At 42.8% G+C, this 19,770-nt stretch carries 13 protein-coding genes; 3 read left to right on the top strand and 10 right to left on the bottom strand.

Annotated elements, in window-relative coordinates; all coding sequences use genetic code 11:
- Window positions 1-219: 219 nt before the first annotated feature.
- On the bottom strand, window positions 220-1,965 hold the full coding sequence (locus tag HPC67_RS04950) for a phospho-sugar mutase (protein WP_217586355.1): 1,746 nt from the start codon (window positions 1,963-1,965) through the stop codon (window positions 220-222).
- A 341-nt stretch (window positions 1,966-2,306) separates the two neighbouring features.
- Here HPC67_RS04950 and HPC67_RS04945 point away from each other — a divergent pair, with 341 nt between their 5' ends.
- On the top strand, window positions 2,307-3,395 hold the full coding sequence (locus tag HPC67_RS04945; protein WP_425514304.1) for an AI-2E family transporter: 1,089 nt from the start codon (window positions 2,307-2,309) through the stop codon (window positions 3,393-3,395).
- A gap of 136 nt (window positions 3,396-3,531) precedes the next feature.
- On the top strand, window positions 3,532-3,714 hold the full coding sequence (locus tag HPC67_RS04940; RefSeq protein ID WP_217586353.1) for an SE1832 family protein: 183 nt from the start codon (window positions 3,532-3,534) through the stop codon (window positions 3,712-3,714).
- A gap of 414 nt (window positions 3,715-4,128) precedes the next feature.
- Here HPC67_RS04940 and HPC67_RS04935 read toward each other — a convergent pair whose 3' ends face one another.
- Window positions 4,129-6,006, bottom strand: coding sequence for a cation:proton antiporter (locus HPC67_RS04935; RefSeq protein ID WP_217586352.1), 1,878 nt, complete (start codon window positions 6,004-6,006; stop codon window positions 4,129-4,131).
- 339 nt (window positions 6,007-6,345) lie between these two features.
- Here HPC67_RS04935 and recQ point away from each other — a divergent pair, with 339 nt between their 5' ends.
- Window positions 6,346-8,502 carry a DNA helicase RecQ gene (recQ, locus tag HPC67_RS04930; protein ID WP_217586351.1) on the top strand — a complete coding sequence of 719 codons (2,157 nt, stop codon included), beginning with the start codon at window positions 6,346-6,348 and terminating at the stop codon, window positions 8,500-8,502.
- A 408-nt stretch (window positions 8,503-8,910) separates the two neighbouring features.
- Here the strand turns inward: recQ and HPC67_RS04925 are convergent, their stop codons facing one another.
- The 8 genes from HPC67_RS04925 to megL form a co-directional block, all read right to left on the bottom strand.
- Window positions 8,911-10,155 (bottom strand): aminopeptidase, encoded by a 1,245-nt coding sequence (locus tag HPC67_RS04925; protein ID WP_217586350.1) that lies wholly within the window; start codon window positions 10,153-10,155, stop codon window positions 8,911-8,913.
- 102 nt (window positions 10,156-10,257) lie between these two features.
- Window positions 10,258-11,214 (bottom strand): formimidoylglutamase, encoded by a 957-nt coding sequence (hutG, locus tag HPC67_RS04920; RefSeq protein ID WP_217586349.1) that lies wholly within the window; start codon window positions 11,212-11,214, stop codon window positions 10,258-10,260.
- Entirely contained in the window at window positions 11,211-12,464 is a 1,254-nt protein-coding gene (gene hutI, locus HPC67_RS04915; protein ID WP_217586348.1) for an imidazolonepropionase, read from the bottom strand. The genes hutG and hutI overlap by 4 nt, the downstream gene beginning before the upstream one ends.
- Before the next feature lie 103 nt (window positions 12,465-12,567).
- Complete coding sequence (gene hutU, locus HPC67_RS04910) at window positions 12,568-14,223, bottom strand: urocanate hydratase (protein WP_217586347.1); 1,656 nt, start codon at window positions 14,221-14,223, stop codon at window positions 12,568-12,570.
- 18 nt (window positions 14,224-14,241) lie between these two features.
- Window positions 14,242-15,774 carry a histidine ammonia-lyase gene (hutH, locus tag HPC67_RS04905; RefSeq protein WP_217586346.1) on the bottom strand — a complete coding sequence of 511 codons (1,533 nt, stop codon included), beginning with the start codon at window positions 15,772-15,774 and terminating at the stop codon, window positions 14,242-14,244.
- 387 nt (window positions 15,775-16,161) lie between these two features.
- A complete protein-coding gene (locus HPC67_RS04900; RefSeq protein WP_217586345.1) occupies window positions 16,162-16,677 on the bottom strand; it encodes an acyl-CoA thioesterase in 516 nt (171 codons plus the stop codon).
- A gap of 51 nt (window positions 16,678-16,728) precedes the next feature.
- Window positions 16,729-18,171 carry a cardiolipin synthase gene (gene cls, locus HPC67_RS04895; RefSeq protein ID WP_217586609.1) on the bottom strand — a complete coding sequence of 481 codons (1,443 nt, stop codon included), beginning with the start codon at window positions 18,169-18,171 and terminating at the stop codon, window positions 16,729-16,731.
- A 273-nt stretch (window positions 18,172-18,444) separates the two neighbouring features.
- Window positions 18,445-19,629 carry a methionine gamma-lyase gene (megL, locus tag HPC67_RS04890; RefSeq protein WP_217586344.1) on the bottom strand — a complete coding sequence of 395 codons (1,185 nt, stop codon included), beginning with the start codon at window positions 19,627-19,629 and terminating at the stop codon, window positions 18,445-18,447.
- Window positions 19,630-19,770 lie beyond the last annotated feature (141 nt).

Genomic DNA, 19,770 nt, shown 5'->3' with positions numbered 1-19,770 from the left:
ATCAAGCCGGAGAAAAAATCTCGTAATGACGACTTTGATTGTGCAGCTACTCCCCTTTAAATGTATTATTATTAAACCGCGTTTGACGAAAAATGTCAACAGATAGATCACTATATAATCATTCTGTCCTAATATATTGTGTCTATGTTCGTCATTTAGCAGAGCTCTTTTGATTTACATGACAATTTATAATTGAGATGACTACAATGACATTTATTTTTATTGATGCGAATGGATAATCGTGTCCATTAATGTTTCCATTTCATGTTTTAAAGTGTCTAATTGGGCATTACTTTTTTGTTTAGCATCGCTATTGACGCCGTAATAGCATTTAATTTTAGGCTCTGTGCCTGATGGACGTAAACAGACCCAGCTGTTTTGCTCCAACAAGAATTTTACGACATTTTCCTTTGGTAGGTTGATCAGCTCTGTTTCTCTGTCACCCTGCAAATACGTCCGGTTTCCGACCTCATAGTCCTCTATGGCTTCAACCTGAAGACCTCCAATGACGGATGGCGGTGCTGTACGGACGTTAGACATAATTGCTTGAATCTGATCGGTTCCTTTAAGGCCTTTAAGCGTTAATGATGACATTCCCTCAAGATAATATCCGTGTTTTTCATATAACAGCTCCAAAGCCTCGAGCAGTGTTTTACCTTGCTTTTTCCATTCGTATGCCATTTCACATGCGATCATGGCTGCCTGTACAGCATCTTTATCACGGGCAAAATTTTGAATGAGATAGCCATAGCTTTCTTCAAAGCCAAACACAAACGTCTCACCGGTTGCATCAAATTGACGAATTTTTTCTCCGATAAACTTAAATCCGGTCAACGTATCGATCGTTTCAGCACCATACGAAGCTGCAATTTGACGACCTAACTCAGTGGTAACAATGGTCTTTAGAACACGCGCACTCTTGAGCACATAGTCATCCGTACGTGACAAAATATAGTCGAGCATGAGTACGCCGAGCTGATTACCAGTGAGAACAGAATAGTCTCCAGCTGCATTTTTAACAGCCACGCCGAGGCGATCAGCATCTGGATCAGTACCGAGTAAAATATCAGCATTAACACGATGTCCCTCCGCAATGGCCATCGTAAAGGCTTGATGTTCTTCTGGGTTTGGGGATGCGACTGTTGAAAACTCCGGATCCGGTACAGCTTGCTCTTGAACGACTGTCACATTTGTAAAGTTCAACTGCTTCAAGCCTGCCATCACCAAGTCATGCGCTGTTCCATGCAAGGGTGTAAAAACAACTTCCAAGCTTTTTGATTTTTGCAGCTCTTCTTCTGAAAGCTTCGATACGTGTAGCAGTCTCTCTAAGTATGCGTGATCTACTTCTCCATTAACCCATTTCAATAAACCAGTTGCTTCAAGTTCAGCCGCGTCTGCAACAGGTACGGCAAGTTCATTACCAACTGAGCGGATACATTCAATAACCGCTTCTGCTTCTGACGGTACAATTTGACCACCATCTTCATTATATACCTTGAATCCGTTATATTCTGGAGGATTGTGACTGGCTGTAATCATGATGCCAGCGACTGTTCCGAGATGGCGTACAGCAAATGATAAAACTGGGGTTGGACGTAACGTTTCAAATACGTACGTTTTGATCCCATGACCACCAAGTACTCGTGCTGTTTCTACTGCAAATTCTCTTGATTGATACCTTGAATCATAGGCGACGACAACCCCTCGGTCTTTTACGTTAACGCAGTTTTGCAATAGATACGTTTTTAAGCCTTCAACCGCTCGTCTTACTGTATATATGTTCATGCGATTTGTACCAGGGCCAAGCACCCCACGCATGCCACCCGTTCCAAACGTCAAATCTTTATAAAATGCTTCTTCAAGCGCGGTCTCGTCACCATTCAGTTGATCGAGCTCGGCTTTTAACTGTGGTTCAAGATGCTCAAATGTAAGCCACTTTTGATATGCTTCCCGCCATGTAGCCATTCCCACAATTCCCCCTTAAAAATCGTCTTCTTTGGTAAAATAGTACCATATTACGTCTATTTAATCTACGAGAGGGATTCATAGGGTTCTGTCAAGGATTTAACCGAAATTTCCCACGTGACACTTTGCCCGTTTTGTCTATTTTTAACAATAGTGTTATTACGCTCACTCAAGTATTTTTAAAACCTACATAAAAAACGTAGACTACTTTTCCATATGATAGACCTACATGACCAGCTCAGCAGAATCTACGAGCGAATTTTATCATGCTATATGTTAGACTATAAGATATATATTTTGGTTATGCTAGACTTAGAGACGTGTAACCGTTGAAAGGTGTGATGACATTGTTGGAAAAACGCTGGTTTCAGAGCATGGTATTTGTGATCCTTTTTTTCCTAATCATTTTACTTATATCTGTAACGAACTTTATTTTTGACCCAGTATTTAAGTATGTTGGGGCTGTAGCCATTCCTTTTATAGGGGCCGGTATTCTTTACTACTTAACCAAACCGTTGATGCAATTATTCGAGCGCTTTAAGATTAACCGCATCATATCTATTTTTCTCGTGTTTATCGTATTGCTACTCATTGGATTTGTGATCATCATTTATATTGCACCAATTGCCCAGCGGCAGTTTACCAACCTGCTCGGTAATGTACCAAAAATGGTTGATTGGGCACAGGATGTCATTGCTTACTGGCAGTCAAATCAGACGATCCTGCCAGAGGAAGTGAACAATGCGATTAACGATTTTACCGATAATTTACAAGCACATATTGAAAGTGTCATCAACTATATTTTTGGCTTTATTGGGCAATTAATTAGCTTTGTAACGGCACTCATTCTAATACCATTCTTCTTGTTTTTTATGCTAAAGGATGGGGAAAAATTTGTCCCATTCATCACGCAAATTTTCAACAAGAAGAAGGCTGATAATATAAGACTACTTATGGGAAAAATCGATGACACACTCACCTCTTTTATTCAAGGTCAGCTCATCGTGAGCTTCTGTGTTGGCGTGCTTCTGTTCATTGGTTATTTAATTATTGATCTAAAATACTCACTAACACTTGCTTTGTTTGCCATGATTATGAACGTCATTCCATTCATTGGACCGTTTATTGCTGTTGTGCCTGCTTTAATCGTCGGGGCGTTCCAAAAGCCAATCATGCTGCTTTGGGTATCCCTTATCATGCTAATCGCACAACAAATTGAAAGTAATTTTATTTCACCAAATGTAATGGGACGGGCGCTTAGCCTCCATCCGCTTACAGTCATTACAGTCATACTTGCGGCTGGTAGCATTGCTGGTTTTATCGGTATATTGTTCGCTGTACCATTATATGCTGTAATTAAAACAATCATCGTCCATTTTTATAAAACATATGAAGCATCCAAGCCCGACAAAGAAGATGTACTCATCTAGCAGCCTGGGCTAAACAGAAATATGAACGTTGATCAAACGTTTGATTATTTGCTATATTGCGGTTTCTGCTGTTTTGTTTACTTGTCATAAAAGGACATCTTCATATAGACTGGTTACTGAGGGGGCTTGATGTGGAATGGAAAAAGAAGCGTTAGAACAAAAACTCGCTCATTTAAAAGCGGATTACGTCCGCATTCAAGGCGACATGGACAAATTGGAGTACGTACGTGGTCGTGTTTCCGCTGCTGAGGAACAGCTGATCCGTCTTGAAGCGGAAATTGCTGAAGTCAATCGTCAACTGGACCATTTATCAGAGTGAAGTGAATGGCAGAACAGCATCGCGTGTACTTTTGTTTATTTATATACAGATCAGACTTGCTGAGATGAGCCATAAAGTAGTCCACCATTGCTGTGAGGCGCTTTATGGCTTTTTACTGACTTTAATAGGATTCGAAATTGGTCTAAACCTTTATGTGATGAGTTTTGACTTTATACGTTGGAATTTATTAATATGCGGCTGAGTTTATAGATATACGGGATAATGTCCAGATATGCGGTTCAAATTTTTATTATGCGTTGTAATGCCATGATATGCGGTACTCATTACATATATGCGTCCAGCTGCACAATTATGCGTGTTCGCACAATATATTAGACGTACATATGCGAAGCGGCGCCAACACTTTGAGTGTAGGCGCCGCTTTTCATGTGAATCTGTGTTGGATCATGCTATTTAAGCATTTTCACCATTGTCGTTGTTTCCATTTCCGTTACCGTTACGCTGGTAGACGAGTCTTTCTTGAATCTTCAGCTGTTCTTTATGTGGAGGCGTCAGACTAACGATAATGTCTCCTGTTCCTGGCACAGTACGCATTTCTTCTGAGTAAAACTTAATTTGTCCAGACGGTTTGATTAAATACAATAGAACCGTTTCCTCATGTCGTTCAGCAAGATATTGCTTATATGGATATTGTGCCGTAATCGTTGTTTGTCTAAACACATAGCCTGCCGCAACTTTATCGTTTAAATCCTCTAACGACACTTCTTCCTTGAAGAGTATGCGTCCGCCAATTTTATCGACCATATCGCTTGCCCGCCCGTTAATTTGCTCAAATGGACTCACTTTAAACACATTTGTCCTGCCATACTCCGGCATAAACGTCGTACAGACAAGCGCATTGTATGAGTGAAATTCAGAAACAGCAAGTAAATACTCATACGGAATCGTATCAAGGTTGTATTCCGTCTGCTCCGATAGCATCTCGCCATGGTAGAATGGTACACCAGCATTACGCGCATCACGCAGGTTCTCCCACGAGGAATCAACGATAATTACTGGCGCCTGTGATTTGGCGAGTGATTTTGCCAACTCTACTGTAAATGGATTGCTGCCCACAATAAGCGTTCCAGGTCTTCCCTCCATTGATAAATGAAGCTTTTTAGCTAACCAGCTGATGGAAAAACCATGTGCAATAACCGTGAAAAATACGAGTCCGAATGTTAGCGTTGTTAATAACTCTGCTTCTTCATACCCCGCTTCAAGCAAAATTGAAGCAAAATAACTAGAAACCGTCAAGGCGACGATCCCTCTTGGTGCAATCCAGCCAACAAGTGCTTTTTCATTAAAGGATAACCCCGAACCAATCGTTGAAATAAAGATTGATAACGGTCTGACGATAAACATCATTAAAAGCACGTACCCGATAATGTTCGGATTAAAAATTTGCAACAACGTATCTACCTGCAATGAGGCTGTTAACATAATAAAGATTGCTGATATGAGCAAAATCGATATATTTTCCTTGAAATGTCGCATATCAGCAACAGAGCTAATTCCCATGTTAGCAAGGGTAATGCCCATCGCCGTTACAGATAATAGACCTGTTTCATGCATGATTTCATCGGCACCTGTAAAACAGAAGATGACGACAACGAATACGGCGGGTGATTTTAGAAACTCTGGAATATGCCCCATTTCGAACATCCAGCCGATTCCACGACCAAGTGCCCAACCGAAAATCGCTGCGAAAATAGATGCCGCAAAGAACGTTAACAGCTTGGTACCATCCGGATCATGTGCTGTTAAATAAGCAATAATTTCAAAGGCAAAAACCGCAAGTAACGCACCAATTGGATCAACAATGATGCCTTCCCATTTTAATATTTTCGCTGGGCGCGGCTTAAGCTTGGATTGGCGGAGCAGCGGCATAATGACCGTCGGCCCTGTTACAATGAACAAGCCACCAATTACAAAGGCAACCGCCCAAGATAACCCCGCGATATAATGCGCTGTTAAAGACCCAAGAATCCAGGCGAGAAAAGCCCCGACTGTCGAAATACGAAACACGGGTTTACCGAGTCCGCGAATTTCTTTGAAGCTTAAATTAAGACTGCCTTCAAATAAAATGATTGCAACTGCAACAGATATGATCGGATTATATAAATTGCCAAAATCCTCTTCCGGATTCATCAAACCTAAAATTGGACCAACCAAAAGGCCTGTAATCGACATCACGACGATCGCCGGCATTCGGTAGCGCCATGCCACCCACTGGGATCCTATCCCTAAAAGACCAATCAGCATAATTTCGAACAAAATTGATGGAACCATAACCTACCCCCACTCTGAATTTATCTCTATATACACATACATTCAATTCATTTTTAGACAGGATTTTTTATAAACATAACGTCATTCTATCTATGAACATGAATAAAGTAAACCGTTTTTCATATAAATATAGTTTTTGTAACAATTACAATTTAGTAGTCAGATTGACAAAATGTGGAATTTAATAGGTTTTGAGGGGCATTCTCTTAGCTTGTTTAAATGACGGACGCTAAAATTATAATTTGAGTCTATCACGCGCACAATTTTCCGATATTCCGATACTCTATTTCAACGTCATTAAAATATGATAGGATAATGAGGAGTAAGAGGAGGCGAACTATGTCTGATAAACTAGAACACATCTTAAAATCTTATTTTGGGTATGATACTTTCAGACCTGGGCAAAAACAAGTGATTGTTGATGTCGTAAATGGCTTTAATACATTAGCTGTCATGCCAACGGGCGGCGGTAAATCGCTCTGTTATCAAATTCCCGGACTTACCTTGGATGGAACAGCGATTATCATATCTCCATTGATTTCTCTTATGAAGGATCAGGTTGATGCATTACACGCACTTGGTATAAAGGCGACATACCTCAATAGTTCTCTTTCACCAAAGGAGCAACAGGAACGGTTAAGTGACATTGCTGCTGGTCAATATACATTCGTCTACGTTGCACCTGAACGCTTTGAGTCGAACTTATTTGCAAATACTATTAGACAGCTCAATATTTCACTCGTCGCTTTTGATGAAGCGCATTGTATTTCCCAGTGGGGCCATGATTTCCGACCGAGCTATCGTTCAATCGTACCGCGTTTAAAGAAATTGACGAATATTCCCGTATATGTTGCCTTGACAGCAACTGCAACCGAGGACGTCATGACTGATATTCGAACGCTTCTCGACATATCACCAGACCACATGGTGAATACCGGTTTCGAACGAGATAATTTAAGCTTTCATCTCGTTAAAGGTAAGAATAAAGCCACCTACATTAAACACTTTTTAGACGAACGGAAAGGCGAATCAGGGATTATCTATACCGCTACGAGAAAACAAGCAGATGCTTTATATGATCAGCTCCGTCGTCAAGGAACTGCCGTAGAAAAATATCACGCAGGTCTAACTGAAGATGAACGTAAGGAGGCACAATCTGCTTTCGTTCACGATGAGGCGGCTATTATGATTGCGACGAACGCTTTCGGAATGGGGATAGATAAATCAAATGTACGGTTCGTGATCCATTACGCCATGCCTATGAATATCGAATCCTACTACCAAGAAGCAGGTAGAGCAGGACGAGATGGAGAGCCTAGTGATTGTATTCTCTTATATTCACCTCAGGATGTCCAACTACAAAAATTTTTGATCGAGCAATCACTTGCAGACGAGGACGCGAAGCAAAATGAATACCGTAAATTACAAGCAATGATGAATTATTGTCATACGAACAGCTGTCTCACAGCATTTATTCTCGATTACTTTGGTGATCAACCAGGATATGATGCTTGCGAGCGCTGCAGCAACTGCTCTGATCAACAAGAAAAAGTAGACATTACGGAAGAAGCGCAAATGATTCTTTCCTGTGTGAAACGCATGGGTGAACGATTTGGGGTATCGATGACAGCGAAAGTGCTTAAAGGTTCGCGTGATAAACGCATTCGTGAATTTGGACTTGAAGACCTTTCTACATTTGGCTTGTTATCCGCCTATACAGAAAAGGATTTGTCTGACCGAATTCAATTTCTCGTTGCGGAAAACGTGTTGGCTACAGAAGAAGGGAAATTCCCGACACTCAAGTTAAATCAAAAATCCGTCGATGTCCTAAAGGGAAAACAGCACGTATTCATGAAAGCTGCGCTTGTCCCAACACGAGAGCTTGATGATGATTACCATGGGGATTTGTTCGAATCGTTACGTCAATTACGAAAAGATATGGCAGACGCTCAAGCAGTGCCCCCTTATGTTATATTTTCTGATGCGACCTTAAAGGAATTTGCGCGATATTTGCCTGATACGGAAAGCGACATGCTAACCATCACCGGTGTTGGAGAGAAGAAATATGCCAAATATGGTGAAGCGTTTATGGAAGCAATCGGTGTATGGAAACAAGCCCATCCTGATGCAGGAAAAACAAAAACCGTTAAAATTGGTGGTGCACCAGTGATCAGAGATGTCAAAGCAAAAGACGTTGATGATCGACCAAGCCATATGATTAGCTATCAAATGTTTCAATCAGGCATTGCTCTCAAAGACATTGCGATACGGAGAAATATTGAGAAACAGACCGTTGAGAGCCACATATTTAAAGCAGCTCAAGAAGGATATCCTGTTGTCTGGGGCATTTTTTTCAATGAGGAACAAGAAGAAAACGTGCTATCTGTCCATGAAAACCTAGAAGAACCTAAGTTGAAAACCATTAAGGAGCATTTGCCAGAGGCGTATGATTATACGTTGATCAAAGCCGTCCTTGTCAAAAATGCCTTAATGTAGCGTATTGCTAGAGTGGTCATAGATGTGGGTATCATCATATCGTTGTATTAGAAGCGAGAAGGAAGCCGATAAATCGTGACGGCTTCCTTCTCGCTTTTTGGTTTGTATGATTTGGGATACATGACATGATCTAGGTGTGTGGCGTGGAATGGTTATGCGGCCGTTTCTCAATTTATGCGGCGCGTTGGCACGATATACGTTTGAATCGGGCGATATGCGGCTGCTTTTTCGTTTATGCGGCAAATGATTGAGATATGCGTCCGAATTTCAATATATACGGCGCTTATCTAATATATGCGTTTGGCACAATTTTGAGTGAAGTAGTGTGCTTGATCGCTCAATAAAAATGCCCCGATTCTAGACAGATCAGGTCCATCCAGAACGGGGCACTCACTTTAAGCTTATGTCTTATTTTCCTGTTACATCCATAGCCCATGTTCCATTACGGAATACGGCTTCGGTCGTACCATCAGCCTTCACGCCATCAATATCGAGCTTCTCAGAGCCGATCATAAAGTCCACGTGCGTTAAGCTATCATTCACACCGTGTTTGTCTAGCTCATCATTATTCATGGCTGATCCGCCTTCGATATTTGTTGGATAGGCCTTTCCAAGGGCAATGTGACATGACGCATTTTCATCAAACAATGTGTTATAGAAAATCAATCCAGACTGCGATACTGGAGATTCATGTGGTACAAGTGCCAATTCACCAAGACGTTTAGCACCTTCATCTGTATCTAGCAAATGCTTTAATGTATCTTCACCTTGTTCAGCTTTGAAGTCAACGACCTGGCCGTCTTTAAATGTCAAAGTAAAGTTGTCAATTAAGCTACCACCATAGTTAAGAGGCTTTGTGCTGGAAACTGTACCATTAACACCGTATTTGTGTGGCATCGTGAATACTTCCTCTGTTGGCATGTTCGGATTAAACACAGTGCCTTTTTCAGATACAGCTGAGCCGCCTTTCCAAATATGACCTTCAGGCAATTCAATTTCAAGTTCAGTTCCAGGAGCTGTTAGAACAAGCTTTTTATAATTTTTTTCATTCAAAATGGCACGCGCTGTTTCTAATGTTGCATTATGAGCGTCCCATGCTGCAACAGGGTCCTCTTGGTCAACACGGACAATTTTTACGATGGCATCCCATAATTTTGAAACGGCTTCTTCCTGCGATAAATCTGGGAAGATTTTTTGTGACCAGTCACCTGTTGGAATCGAAATGATTGACCAAGTAATTCTGTCATTCATCGTATATTTACGGAAGTTCGTCATCGCTTCAGCGTTCGCCTTGTTTGCTTTAGCAATACGTGATGGATCAATATCCTTCAGTAAATCAGGATTTGTTGAGCGAATGGATAATACAGCCGCCCCATCCTCTGCATAATAATCGTAAAGCTTGACGCGCCATTCAGGAACAGTCGCAAGAACCTCTTCAGGTGCATATTCATACTTCAACAATGTGAGCTCGTCATCTACCCAGTTAATATGTACGTCTTTGGCACCCATTTCATATGCCTTACGAACGACCATTTTAGTAAAATCTGCGCCTTCAATCGGTGCATTCACCATGAGCGCTTGACCTTTTTGCAAGTTTACACCTGTCTTCAATGCCAATTCTGCATATTTTTCTTTTGTTTGTTGATCAATCATCGTTAATCCTCCAATTGTTAAGAACGTTTATTTTACTTATTATTTCATAAAAAGCTAGCTGGCTCAATGTTTTTAAGTGCATTCGAGCGGATTACGCTCAAATCATGAATTGTTCGCTTCCTTTGCGAGCAAAAATTGCAGTATACCATAGGCTGCAATACGACTCGTCATATTGCGACTATCGATGGTTGGATCGATTTCCACAAAGTCGATAGAGCGAACGCACTTGTGACGGGCAGCGGCCCGGATTCCCTCCAACAATGTCCGACTGTCCATGCCACCTGGTCCAATCGCCGGACAGCCTGGCGCAAATGCTTGGTCAAGAACATCCATATCAACCGACAAATAAATTTCATCAACGAGTGGCGTTAAACGTGTGAGTTCTGCTTCTAATATCATCTCCATTGACTGTCGGTAAACGTCTGCCATCGTATAAACATGAACACCTTTACTAGACACGTAATCCGCATATGCCTTCGCATTAGTAAAATCTCTAATACCGATTTGGACCAAATGATCTCCTTTAATCGCATCTTCCTCTAGCAATCTGCGAAAAGGCGTACCGTTCGTTGGTCCACCATCCTCCACATTGCGTACATCATGATGGGCATCAAACTGAATAACACCAACGTTCCGCCCTTGCTGTGAAAGTGCCTTTATCGTGGCGTGACTAATCGAATGATCGCCACCGAGCATGATCATATGCTCAGCGGCCCTTGTCTCATACAAATCATACATGCCTTCATAAAGACGCTGTTGATTACCAATCACATCTGTCGGATTCATATAAAAATCGCCAAAATCAATAATTGGACGCGCAATTTCAGAGTCCGTTTCACCCGAGTACGTTGAATAGCTTTTGAGCGCATCACGAATCGCTGCAGGCGCTAATGACGCACCTGAATGACTTATAGACGGCTTTGACAAAGGAAGGCCAACGAGGCCAAATAAAGCTGTATCCTCACCTGTCCACGGCTGTAAAAGTGTATCGGCTTTTGTTGTATAGCGATCAACAAATCTGGCACTCCCCGCACGCTGTAAATGTCTCACCTGCTTCATCGTAACGCCTGCCTTTCATAGAGCACACGCCCATTTTTTATAACGGTATGGGCATGATTGACACCATAATGATAAGGAATGTACATGTGATTAGGCGCATCCCAAATTACTATATCCGCAGGTCGTCCAACAGCAATCGCGCCGGCCTGTTCACCACGGTCAATGGCATGTGCTGCGTTCACCGTTACCGCATGCCAAATTTCGGCAGGCGACAGCTTTAGTTTAAGGGCAGCAATCGACATGATGAGCTGTAAGTTTTCTGTGACACAGCTCCCCGGATTAAAGTCGGTCGATAGCGCAATGGCTGCACCAGCATCAATCATTTGTCGCGCCGGCGCGTAAGATGTTTTGCCAAGATAAAAGCTCGTGCCTGGCAAAATAACCCCAATTGTGTCCGACTGCGCTAATTGCGCAATACCCCGTTCAGATGCAACAGCAAGATGGTCACCACTAGCTGCACCGATTTCAACTGCGAGTTCTGTGCCACCTAGTGGATCGATTTCATCTGCGTGTAGCTTGACACGAAATCCAGCATCCTTCGCCTTTTGCAGGAATGTACGTGATTGATTAACCGTAAATACCCCTGTTTCTGTAAAAATGTCGACGAACTCAGCGAGACCTTTCTCTTTAATTTCCGGAAACATATCAGCCATTTCATCTAAAAAGGCATCGGTATTGTGCTTGTATTCAGGTGGAATCGCATGCGCACCGAGAAATGTTGAGACGAGGTCAACTGGGTGATTGTTGTTTAATTCCCGCACGACTTCTAGCTGCTTCATTTCTGTTTCTCGATCCAGCCCATAACCACTCTTTGCTTCAACCGTTGTCATGCCATGCATCGCCATACGATCAAGATGAAATTCCGCTTTTTCATACAGCTCTTTAAAGGTTTCGGCTCTCGTCATCCGGACGGTTGATAAAATACCGCCACCTTGAGCGAGAATATCGAGATAATCGACCCCTTGCTGCTTCAGTGCCATTTCTTTTTCACGAGACCCACCAAACACTAAATGGGTGTGTGGTTCAACTAAGCCAGGGGTAACAAGTTTATGGTGTGCATCTATTGTTTGCTCTGCTTCAATGTCTTTTGCGTCCTCAGCTGTACCAACCCAAGTGACGTGCCCATCTTTTATTGCAATAGCCGCATCTGTGGACACATCTAAGTCATTCATTGCTTTCCCTTTGACAGGTCCTTTTTTGTCCATTGGCAATAGCTCACCAATATTGGTCACTAATACATCGACGTTCATCCTATCCTCTCCCTCGATATTTATTCAGATCCCTTAAGCGTAAAAAGGGTTATAATGCCGGGACGCACTGGGGGATATCTCTGAGCGCCCAAGAACAGGTTAACTATGAATGGCGCATTGGAATGTGAATGTCATGTTCATCGGCAAAATCAACTGCCTTTTCATAGCCGGCATCTGCATGACGAATAATGCCCATGCCTGGGTCTGTCGTTAGCACGCGCTCGAGTCTTTCTTGTGCAAGCTCGGTACCATCTGCCACAGCGACCATGCCTGCATGTAATGAATATCCCATACCGACACCCCCACCGTGATGAAAGGATATCCAGGATCCGCCTGCTGCTGTATTAATAAGGGCATTGAGAACTGCCCAATCTGCTACCGCATCACTGCCATCCTTCATGCCCTCTGTTTCTCTGTTTGGAGAAGCGACAGAGCCACAGTCAAGATGATCACGGCCGATCACGATCGGTGCCTTTAATTCCCCTTTACGGACAAGCTCATTAATTGCGAGCCCCATCTTGACGCGTTCACCATAGCCAAGCCAGCAAATCCGTGATGGCAGCCCTTGAAACGCAACCTGCTCTTGTGCCATATTGATCCACCTTATTAAGGCGTCATTTTCCGGAAACAACTCTTTAATCAGGGCATCTGTCCGATATATATCCTCTGGATCGCCCGATAATGCCGCCCAGCGAAAAGGGCCTTTCCCTTCGCAAAATAAAGGTCGAATATAGGCCGGTACAAAGCCAGGAAAATCAAATGCGCGGTCAACACCTTCATCCTTCGCCACTTGCCGAATGTTATTGCCGTAATCAAAGACAAGCGTTCCGTCGGCTTGAAATTGCAGCATTGCTTCAACATGACGCGCCATACTTTGCTTACTTAACTTGACGTAAAGCTCAGGATTTTTCACCCGAAGACCTTCTGCTTTGTCAACAGACAAGCCAGCTGGAACGTAGCCGTTTAACGGATCGTGTGCCGATGTCTGATCCGTCACAATGTCAATGTCAATCGCTTTATGCAAAAGTTGCTCATGAACCTCTGCTGCATTACCGAGCAGTCCGATTGAGAGAGCTTTGCCTGCCGCTTTAGCTTCATTCGCCATTTGAACCGCTTCATCAATTGAATCCGTCATGACATCACAGTACTGTGTTTCCAGTCGTTTATGAATACGTCGCTCGTCAACCTCCACCGCAATGACGACACCTCCGTTCATCGTGACAGCAAGTGGCTGAGCACCGCCCATTCCGCCAAGCCCCGCGGTTAATGTGATCGTACCTTTTAACGATCCATTAAAATGCTTTTTAGCAATGGCGGCAAACGTTTCATACGTTCCTTGTAAAATGCCCTGGGTACCGATATAAATCCAACTACCAGCAGTCATCTGCCCATACATGATCAAACCCTTTTGATCAAGCTCATGAAAATGCTCCCAATTCGCCCATTTTGGGACAAGAACAGAGTTTGATAACAGGACACGCGGTGCCTGTTCATGCGTTTTAAACACACCGACGGGCTTGCCAGATTGAACGAGCATCGTTTCATCATTTTCTAGATTTCGTAACGTGTGAACGATCGCCTCAAACGCTTCTGGATTCCGTGCCGCTTTCCCAATTCCACCGTAAACAACAAGGTCCTCTGGTCGCTCTGCCACCTCTGGGTCCAAATTGTTATACAGCATACGAAGTGCCGCTTCCTGCTCCCATCCTTTACATTCGAGCTCAAGCCCTCTTTTTGCCTGTACATGAACACGTTCCATTTTTATCCCCCACCTTTTTTATGATTGACTTACATTTATCGAATGCTCCCGATCGTTACGAACATCGCTCTCAGGTGCTATGCGCAGCCATTCAGTGACCTGTTCAATATCTGTTGAAAAAATCCGATCCTTCGTAATGCTTGGCAGCCACGGTCGAACGGCATCATAAAAGTGCCTCGTAGTTGACGACATCTTATCTATGCCGCGGTATTCAACAGCCTGCATGGCACAGATTAATTCTATGGCAACAACACGTCTCGTATTCGCAAGCATCGCATAAGCGTGTCGAGCCGCAGTTGTGCCCATACTCACATGGTCCTCTTGATTCGCGGATGATGGAATAGAATCGACACTTGCCGGATGTGCTAACGTTTTATTTTCAGAAACAAGTGAGGCTGCGGTATATTGCATAATCATTGCCCCTGATTCAAGTCCCGGATTTGGGCTTAAAAAGGGTGGCAAATCATTGAGTTGTGGATTAACGAGACGTTCAATTCTTCGCTCTGATATGTTCGCTGTCTCAGCAATACCAAGCTTCAAAAAATCCATCGCAAAAGCAACCGGCTCACCATGGAAATTCCCACCTGACAAGACTTTTTCAGATTCAGGAAAGATGAGCGGGTTATCTGTTGCAGCGTTGATCTCCACTTCAAGTAAATCACGCAAATAAAGAACCGTTTGCCAACACGCACCGAGTACCTGAGGAATACATCTTAGTGAATAGGCATCCTGAACCCGTAAATCACCTTGATGTGATGTCAGTTGACTATCCACAAGCAGCTGACGTATGTGGCGAGCGACCTCAATCTGTTCTTGATGCCCTCTCACCACATGCAAGTCATGATCAAACGCATCGATAATGCCGTGTAACCCTTCAAGTGTCATCGCCGCAATCAGTTCACTCTGTTTGAGCAATTTCGTTACCTCGATATAAGCAACCACACCGATCGCTGTCATCGCTTGAGTACCATTAATTAAAGCAAGCCCTTCCTTTGCGTGTAACTGTAACGGTGTAATATGTGCTGCATCTAGAGCCGCCCTCGCTGACATACGTTTCCCTTCATAAAACACCTCGCCCGCTCCAAGTAACGGAAGTGCAAGGTGTGCAAGCGGCGCTAAATCACCACTCGCACCGAGAGAGCCTTGCTGCGGTATGACCGGATGTATGCGAGCATTTATGAGTGAAATGAGCTGTTCAACCAGTTCCACTCGCACGCCCGAGTGCCCTTTCACAAGTGCATTCGCCCTAAGCAATAGCATCGCTCGTGATATGTGTTCTGAAAAAGGCTCACCAACACCACACGCATGAGAATGAATTAAATTACATTGCAAGCTGTCAAGATCGCCATTATCTATGATCACGTCACTAAATTTTCCAAACCCTGTATTAATGCCATACATCGTCTTCCGCTCTAAAATGAGCCTTTCCACAACTTGACGACTTCTTTTCAAGCGTTCACGAGCTTCTTGACTCAGCTCAACCTTCATACCCCCATTAACGACCTGCTCAATCTCGGCAAGTGTTAATGTATTTCCTGTTAAAATGTGCATGTTCCACCTCCACAGCATTGTTTTAATGTAATAAAGTGCAACAAAAAAGAGACCCGGTGTTGTCTAACCGCGCCTCCTTCTATTCGTTCCGTGATAGAGCTTTACCATCGGCATCATTGGCATCCCTCAAATGTTAAAATATTCTTATTTATCATTGTAAACGCTTTCTTCTTGCGTGTCAATAAAGGTTTAAGCATTGATTGAGTGAAACCTTTAACCCGATCACCATTGACGCTCTTCCGACGATTCCTCACGAGATCCTGCCGATTACTCACGCACTTCTATCGATTCCCAGCGCTCTCCCACAGACAGCCGCCTCGCACGCATTTTATGTGAATCAAAAAAGGTCTGCTTGTTATTTCAACAAACAGACCTCATCTATGAGCTTTATCGGTTCCATGGATAATCCGTACCAAATTCTTCAGCGAATTCCTTTGATTGCTTGCGTCGTTGTTTTCGATGGGCTGCGCGCTCAGCCGCTTGCTCGTGAAGCTTTTTTTCATGCTCTGACTCTGGATATACAGGTGGCACAACATCTGGGCGACCATCTTCACCGAGAGCAACGAAGGTCAAGAAAGCAGTTGTACATACTTTTCGTGCACCTGTTAGTAAGTCTTCTGTTACGACCTTGGCGAATACTTCCATAGACGTCTGATGTGTCCACGTTACAAATGCTTCCACACAGACTGAATCGCCTTCTCGAACTGGCGCGAGAAAGTCCACCGAATCCATTGAGGCTGTCACAACCGGTTTTCGAGCGTGTCTGACAGCGGCTATTGCTGCAACATCGTCGATATGGGCGACAAGCTTTCCGCCGAAAAGCGTTCCATGCGCGTTCGTATCAGGTGGCAGCACGTGTGATGTTTTTACAGCTAATGAATATCTACAAGGCTTTGCTTCCATGGTCATATCCCCCTACAATTGTTAATGTAATTGAGTCTCTTAGTGTTGTTGTTACAAAACAGGTGACAGCAGACGAGATATAGATTCCTTAAATCGAATACCTAATGAGCGTTTTTTGTATAACGCCTTTGTCATTTGTGTTGAGTGCATAATATCGTCTTCAAAAGCAGCAACGAGCTTTTGGGCAATCGATTGGTCATATAAAAAGGCATTCACTTCAAAATTCAGGCGAAAACTGCGTACATCAATATTAGCCGTTCCAACTGATGCAAGCTTTCCATCGACAACGATTGTCTTCGCATGAAGAAAGCCACCTTGATAAATATACACCTCAGCTCCTGCGTTTAATAAATCACCGATATAAGACAATGTCGCCCAATAAACAAATGGATGGTCTGGCTTATTCGGAATCATAATTTTAATCTTTACACCAGACAATACAGCGATTCGTAGCGCATCTCGCAAGCTTTCATCAGGGATGAAATAAGGTGTTTGCATATAAACATACTCTTTTGCAGACAAAATCATTTTGATATAGCCGTATTTAATTTGCTCCCAATCTGAATCTGGTCCACTCGAAACAATCTGGACACCGACATCACCAGAAGGTTTCGCGTCATAATACCGTTCCTCATAATTGATATCATGTCGTGATGCCTGATTCCAATCAAGAATAAACCGCGTTTGCATGTGGCGAACTGCATAACCTGAGATACGCAAATGTGTATCACGCCAGTAGCCAAATTTTCGGCTTTCACCAAGATACTCGTCACCAATATTAAATCCACCGATATAACCAATCTGACCATCAATAATTGCCAGCTTACGGTGATTTCTATAATTGATTTTAAAGTTTAGCTTAGGTATTTTTGGCGGAAAAAATGCATCAACGTGCGCGCCCGCCTGGCGTAGCCGTTTCAAAAATTTTCGACTTAACAGTCTCGAGCCCATATCGTCATACAAGACGCGAACCTCTACACCTTCTTCAGCTTTTTTTACGAGTGTATCCGTAATCCTTTTTCCGAGGCGGTCATATCTAATGATGTAATAAAGGAGATGAATGTGATTCGTAGCTTTTTCTAGATCTTCTATTAAAGCATCAAATTTAGCATTACCATCTGTAAATAACGTCACATCATTATCCTGAGTCAGGATTGCATCGTTATTTCGGAGGTGCATATAGTATAAGTCCTGATATTCTGCTAATTCTTTATGCTTGTATTTGAAATCATCGTCTTCAATCGCTCTTAGCTGTGCTTGAACGGCTTTCTTGACACCGAGCTTACTCTTAGTATCCCACGTAAATATGCGTCGTCTACTTAACCGTCTGCCAAAAATTAAATAAATAAAAAAGCCGAGAACAGGGATAAACAGAAGAACCATTAACCATGCCCATGTTGCACTTGCATCCTTACGCTCCAAGAAAATAATGGAAAACCCAAGGGCGATATTTAAGAAAAGTAAAAAACCAAGCAGTATATTAATAATACCGATTTCCACCTTATGAAAACTCCTCTCCTGAATGCTCGTTCTGCACATTATCATGTACAAAAAATCAAATCGTCTAAACGATGGTTTTCCATTTACATCCACTATTTTCATAATAGCATACTTCTTATATGGTTAATAGCAGTGGATACCAATACCCTTTATCATTCACAGTCAATCCTTATTCAAACATGACAAAAAAAACGGGGTAACCTTTGTAGGTCATCCCCTTTAACTACGTAATTTAAGCGATCAAAAATTCACTTTAACGCCTCTCACTCATATTTGATCCAACGATTGTTTTAAATCCGCCCAAATATCCTCCCACGCCTCAAGTCCAACCGACAATCGTATGAGCCGATCATGAATGCCCATATCGAGTCGTGAAAACTCTGGTACGACAGCATGTGTCATCGTTGCAGGATGTTCAATTAACGTCTCTGCATCTCCTAAGCTAACAGCGATTTTCAAAAACGATAAGCGATTTAACAAAGCCTGAGCATCCTTCTTCGTTCCATCAATTTCAAAGGCGATCATCCCACCGCCGCGTTTCATCTGACGCTTATATATGTCATAATTCCAATGTGTCTCATCACCTGGAAAAAAGATACGTGTCACCTTTGGATGATCCTTTAGCTTCTTGAAAATTTTCTCGGCATTATCACAATGTCGTTCCATCCGTATAGGTAATGTTTTAAGTCCCCGAAGTAATAACCAAGCGTCGAATGGCGCCATAACCCCACCAATATCCTTTTGTGTCGTCATGGCAATATCATCGAGAAGATCTTTTTTACCTACGACGAGTCCAGCTATAACGTCTCCGTGACCACCTATATACTTCGTTGCACTATGAATTACAACATCACAGCCAAGCTCCAGCGGTCGTTGTAAATAAGGAGAAGAAAACGTGTTATCGACAACAACCGGAACGCCATATTCCCGAGCAACTTCTGCGACCATTTGAAGGTCAATGAGCTTCATCGTTGGATTAATGGGTGTTTCAATATATATACATGCCGTCTCAGGCCTGATTAATGCCCTGATCTCTTCTTTCGTTTCCAAAGCAGCAAAGTCACTCGTAATATTATATTTGTCTCGCATCATCGACAACAGACCAAATGTACAGCCATATAACCCCTCAGAACAGATCACATGATCGTTCGCCTTTGTCAGCTTTATGAGGACAGCAGATACAGCAGCCATCCCTGACGCAAATGCCAGGCCGCTCTCTCCACCTTCAAGTGCAGCAATTCTTTCCTCCAAAATCGTTACAGTTGGATTGCCAAGCCGCGAATAAATATAACCCGACTCCTCACCAGCAAAGCGCCGCTCTCCTTGTTCAGCTGATTCAAATGTATACGTTGACGTCTGGAACAAAGGCGGTACTAAGCTACCATACATATCCTCCGCTTCATAACCTCCATGAATAACCGCTGTTTCCATGTGCTTATCGTGCTTCTTCATATTACTCCCCCCATTATCTAAAAATAAAGATGATATCCCTATCATATGTTAATTCTATATATTTTGAAAGCGTTTTCTTATGTGGTCTATAAAACCCATAACACCCTTTAGGTACTTTAAAAGGGAGTGTGGTCACTTAAG

It is taken from the genome of Lentibacillus saliphilus, from assembly GCF_019093865.1.
GTDB classification, from domain to species: Bacteria; Bacillota; Bacilli; order Bacillales; family Amphibacillaceae; genus Lentibacillus_B; species Lentibacillus_B saliphilus.
Note: the sequence above shows the minus strand (reverse complement) of the source record. Positions and strands in the feature narration are given on the sequence as shown.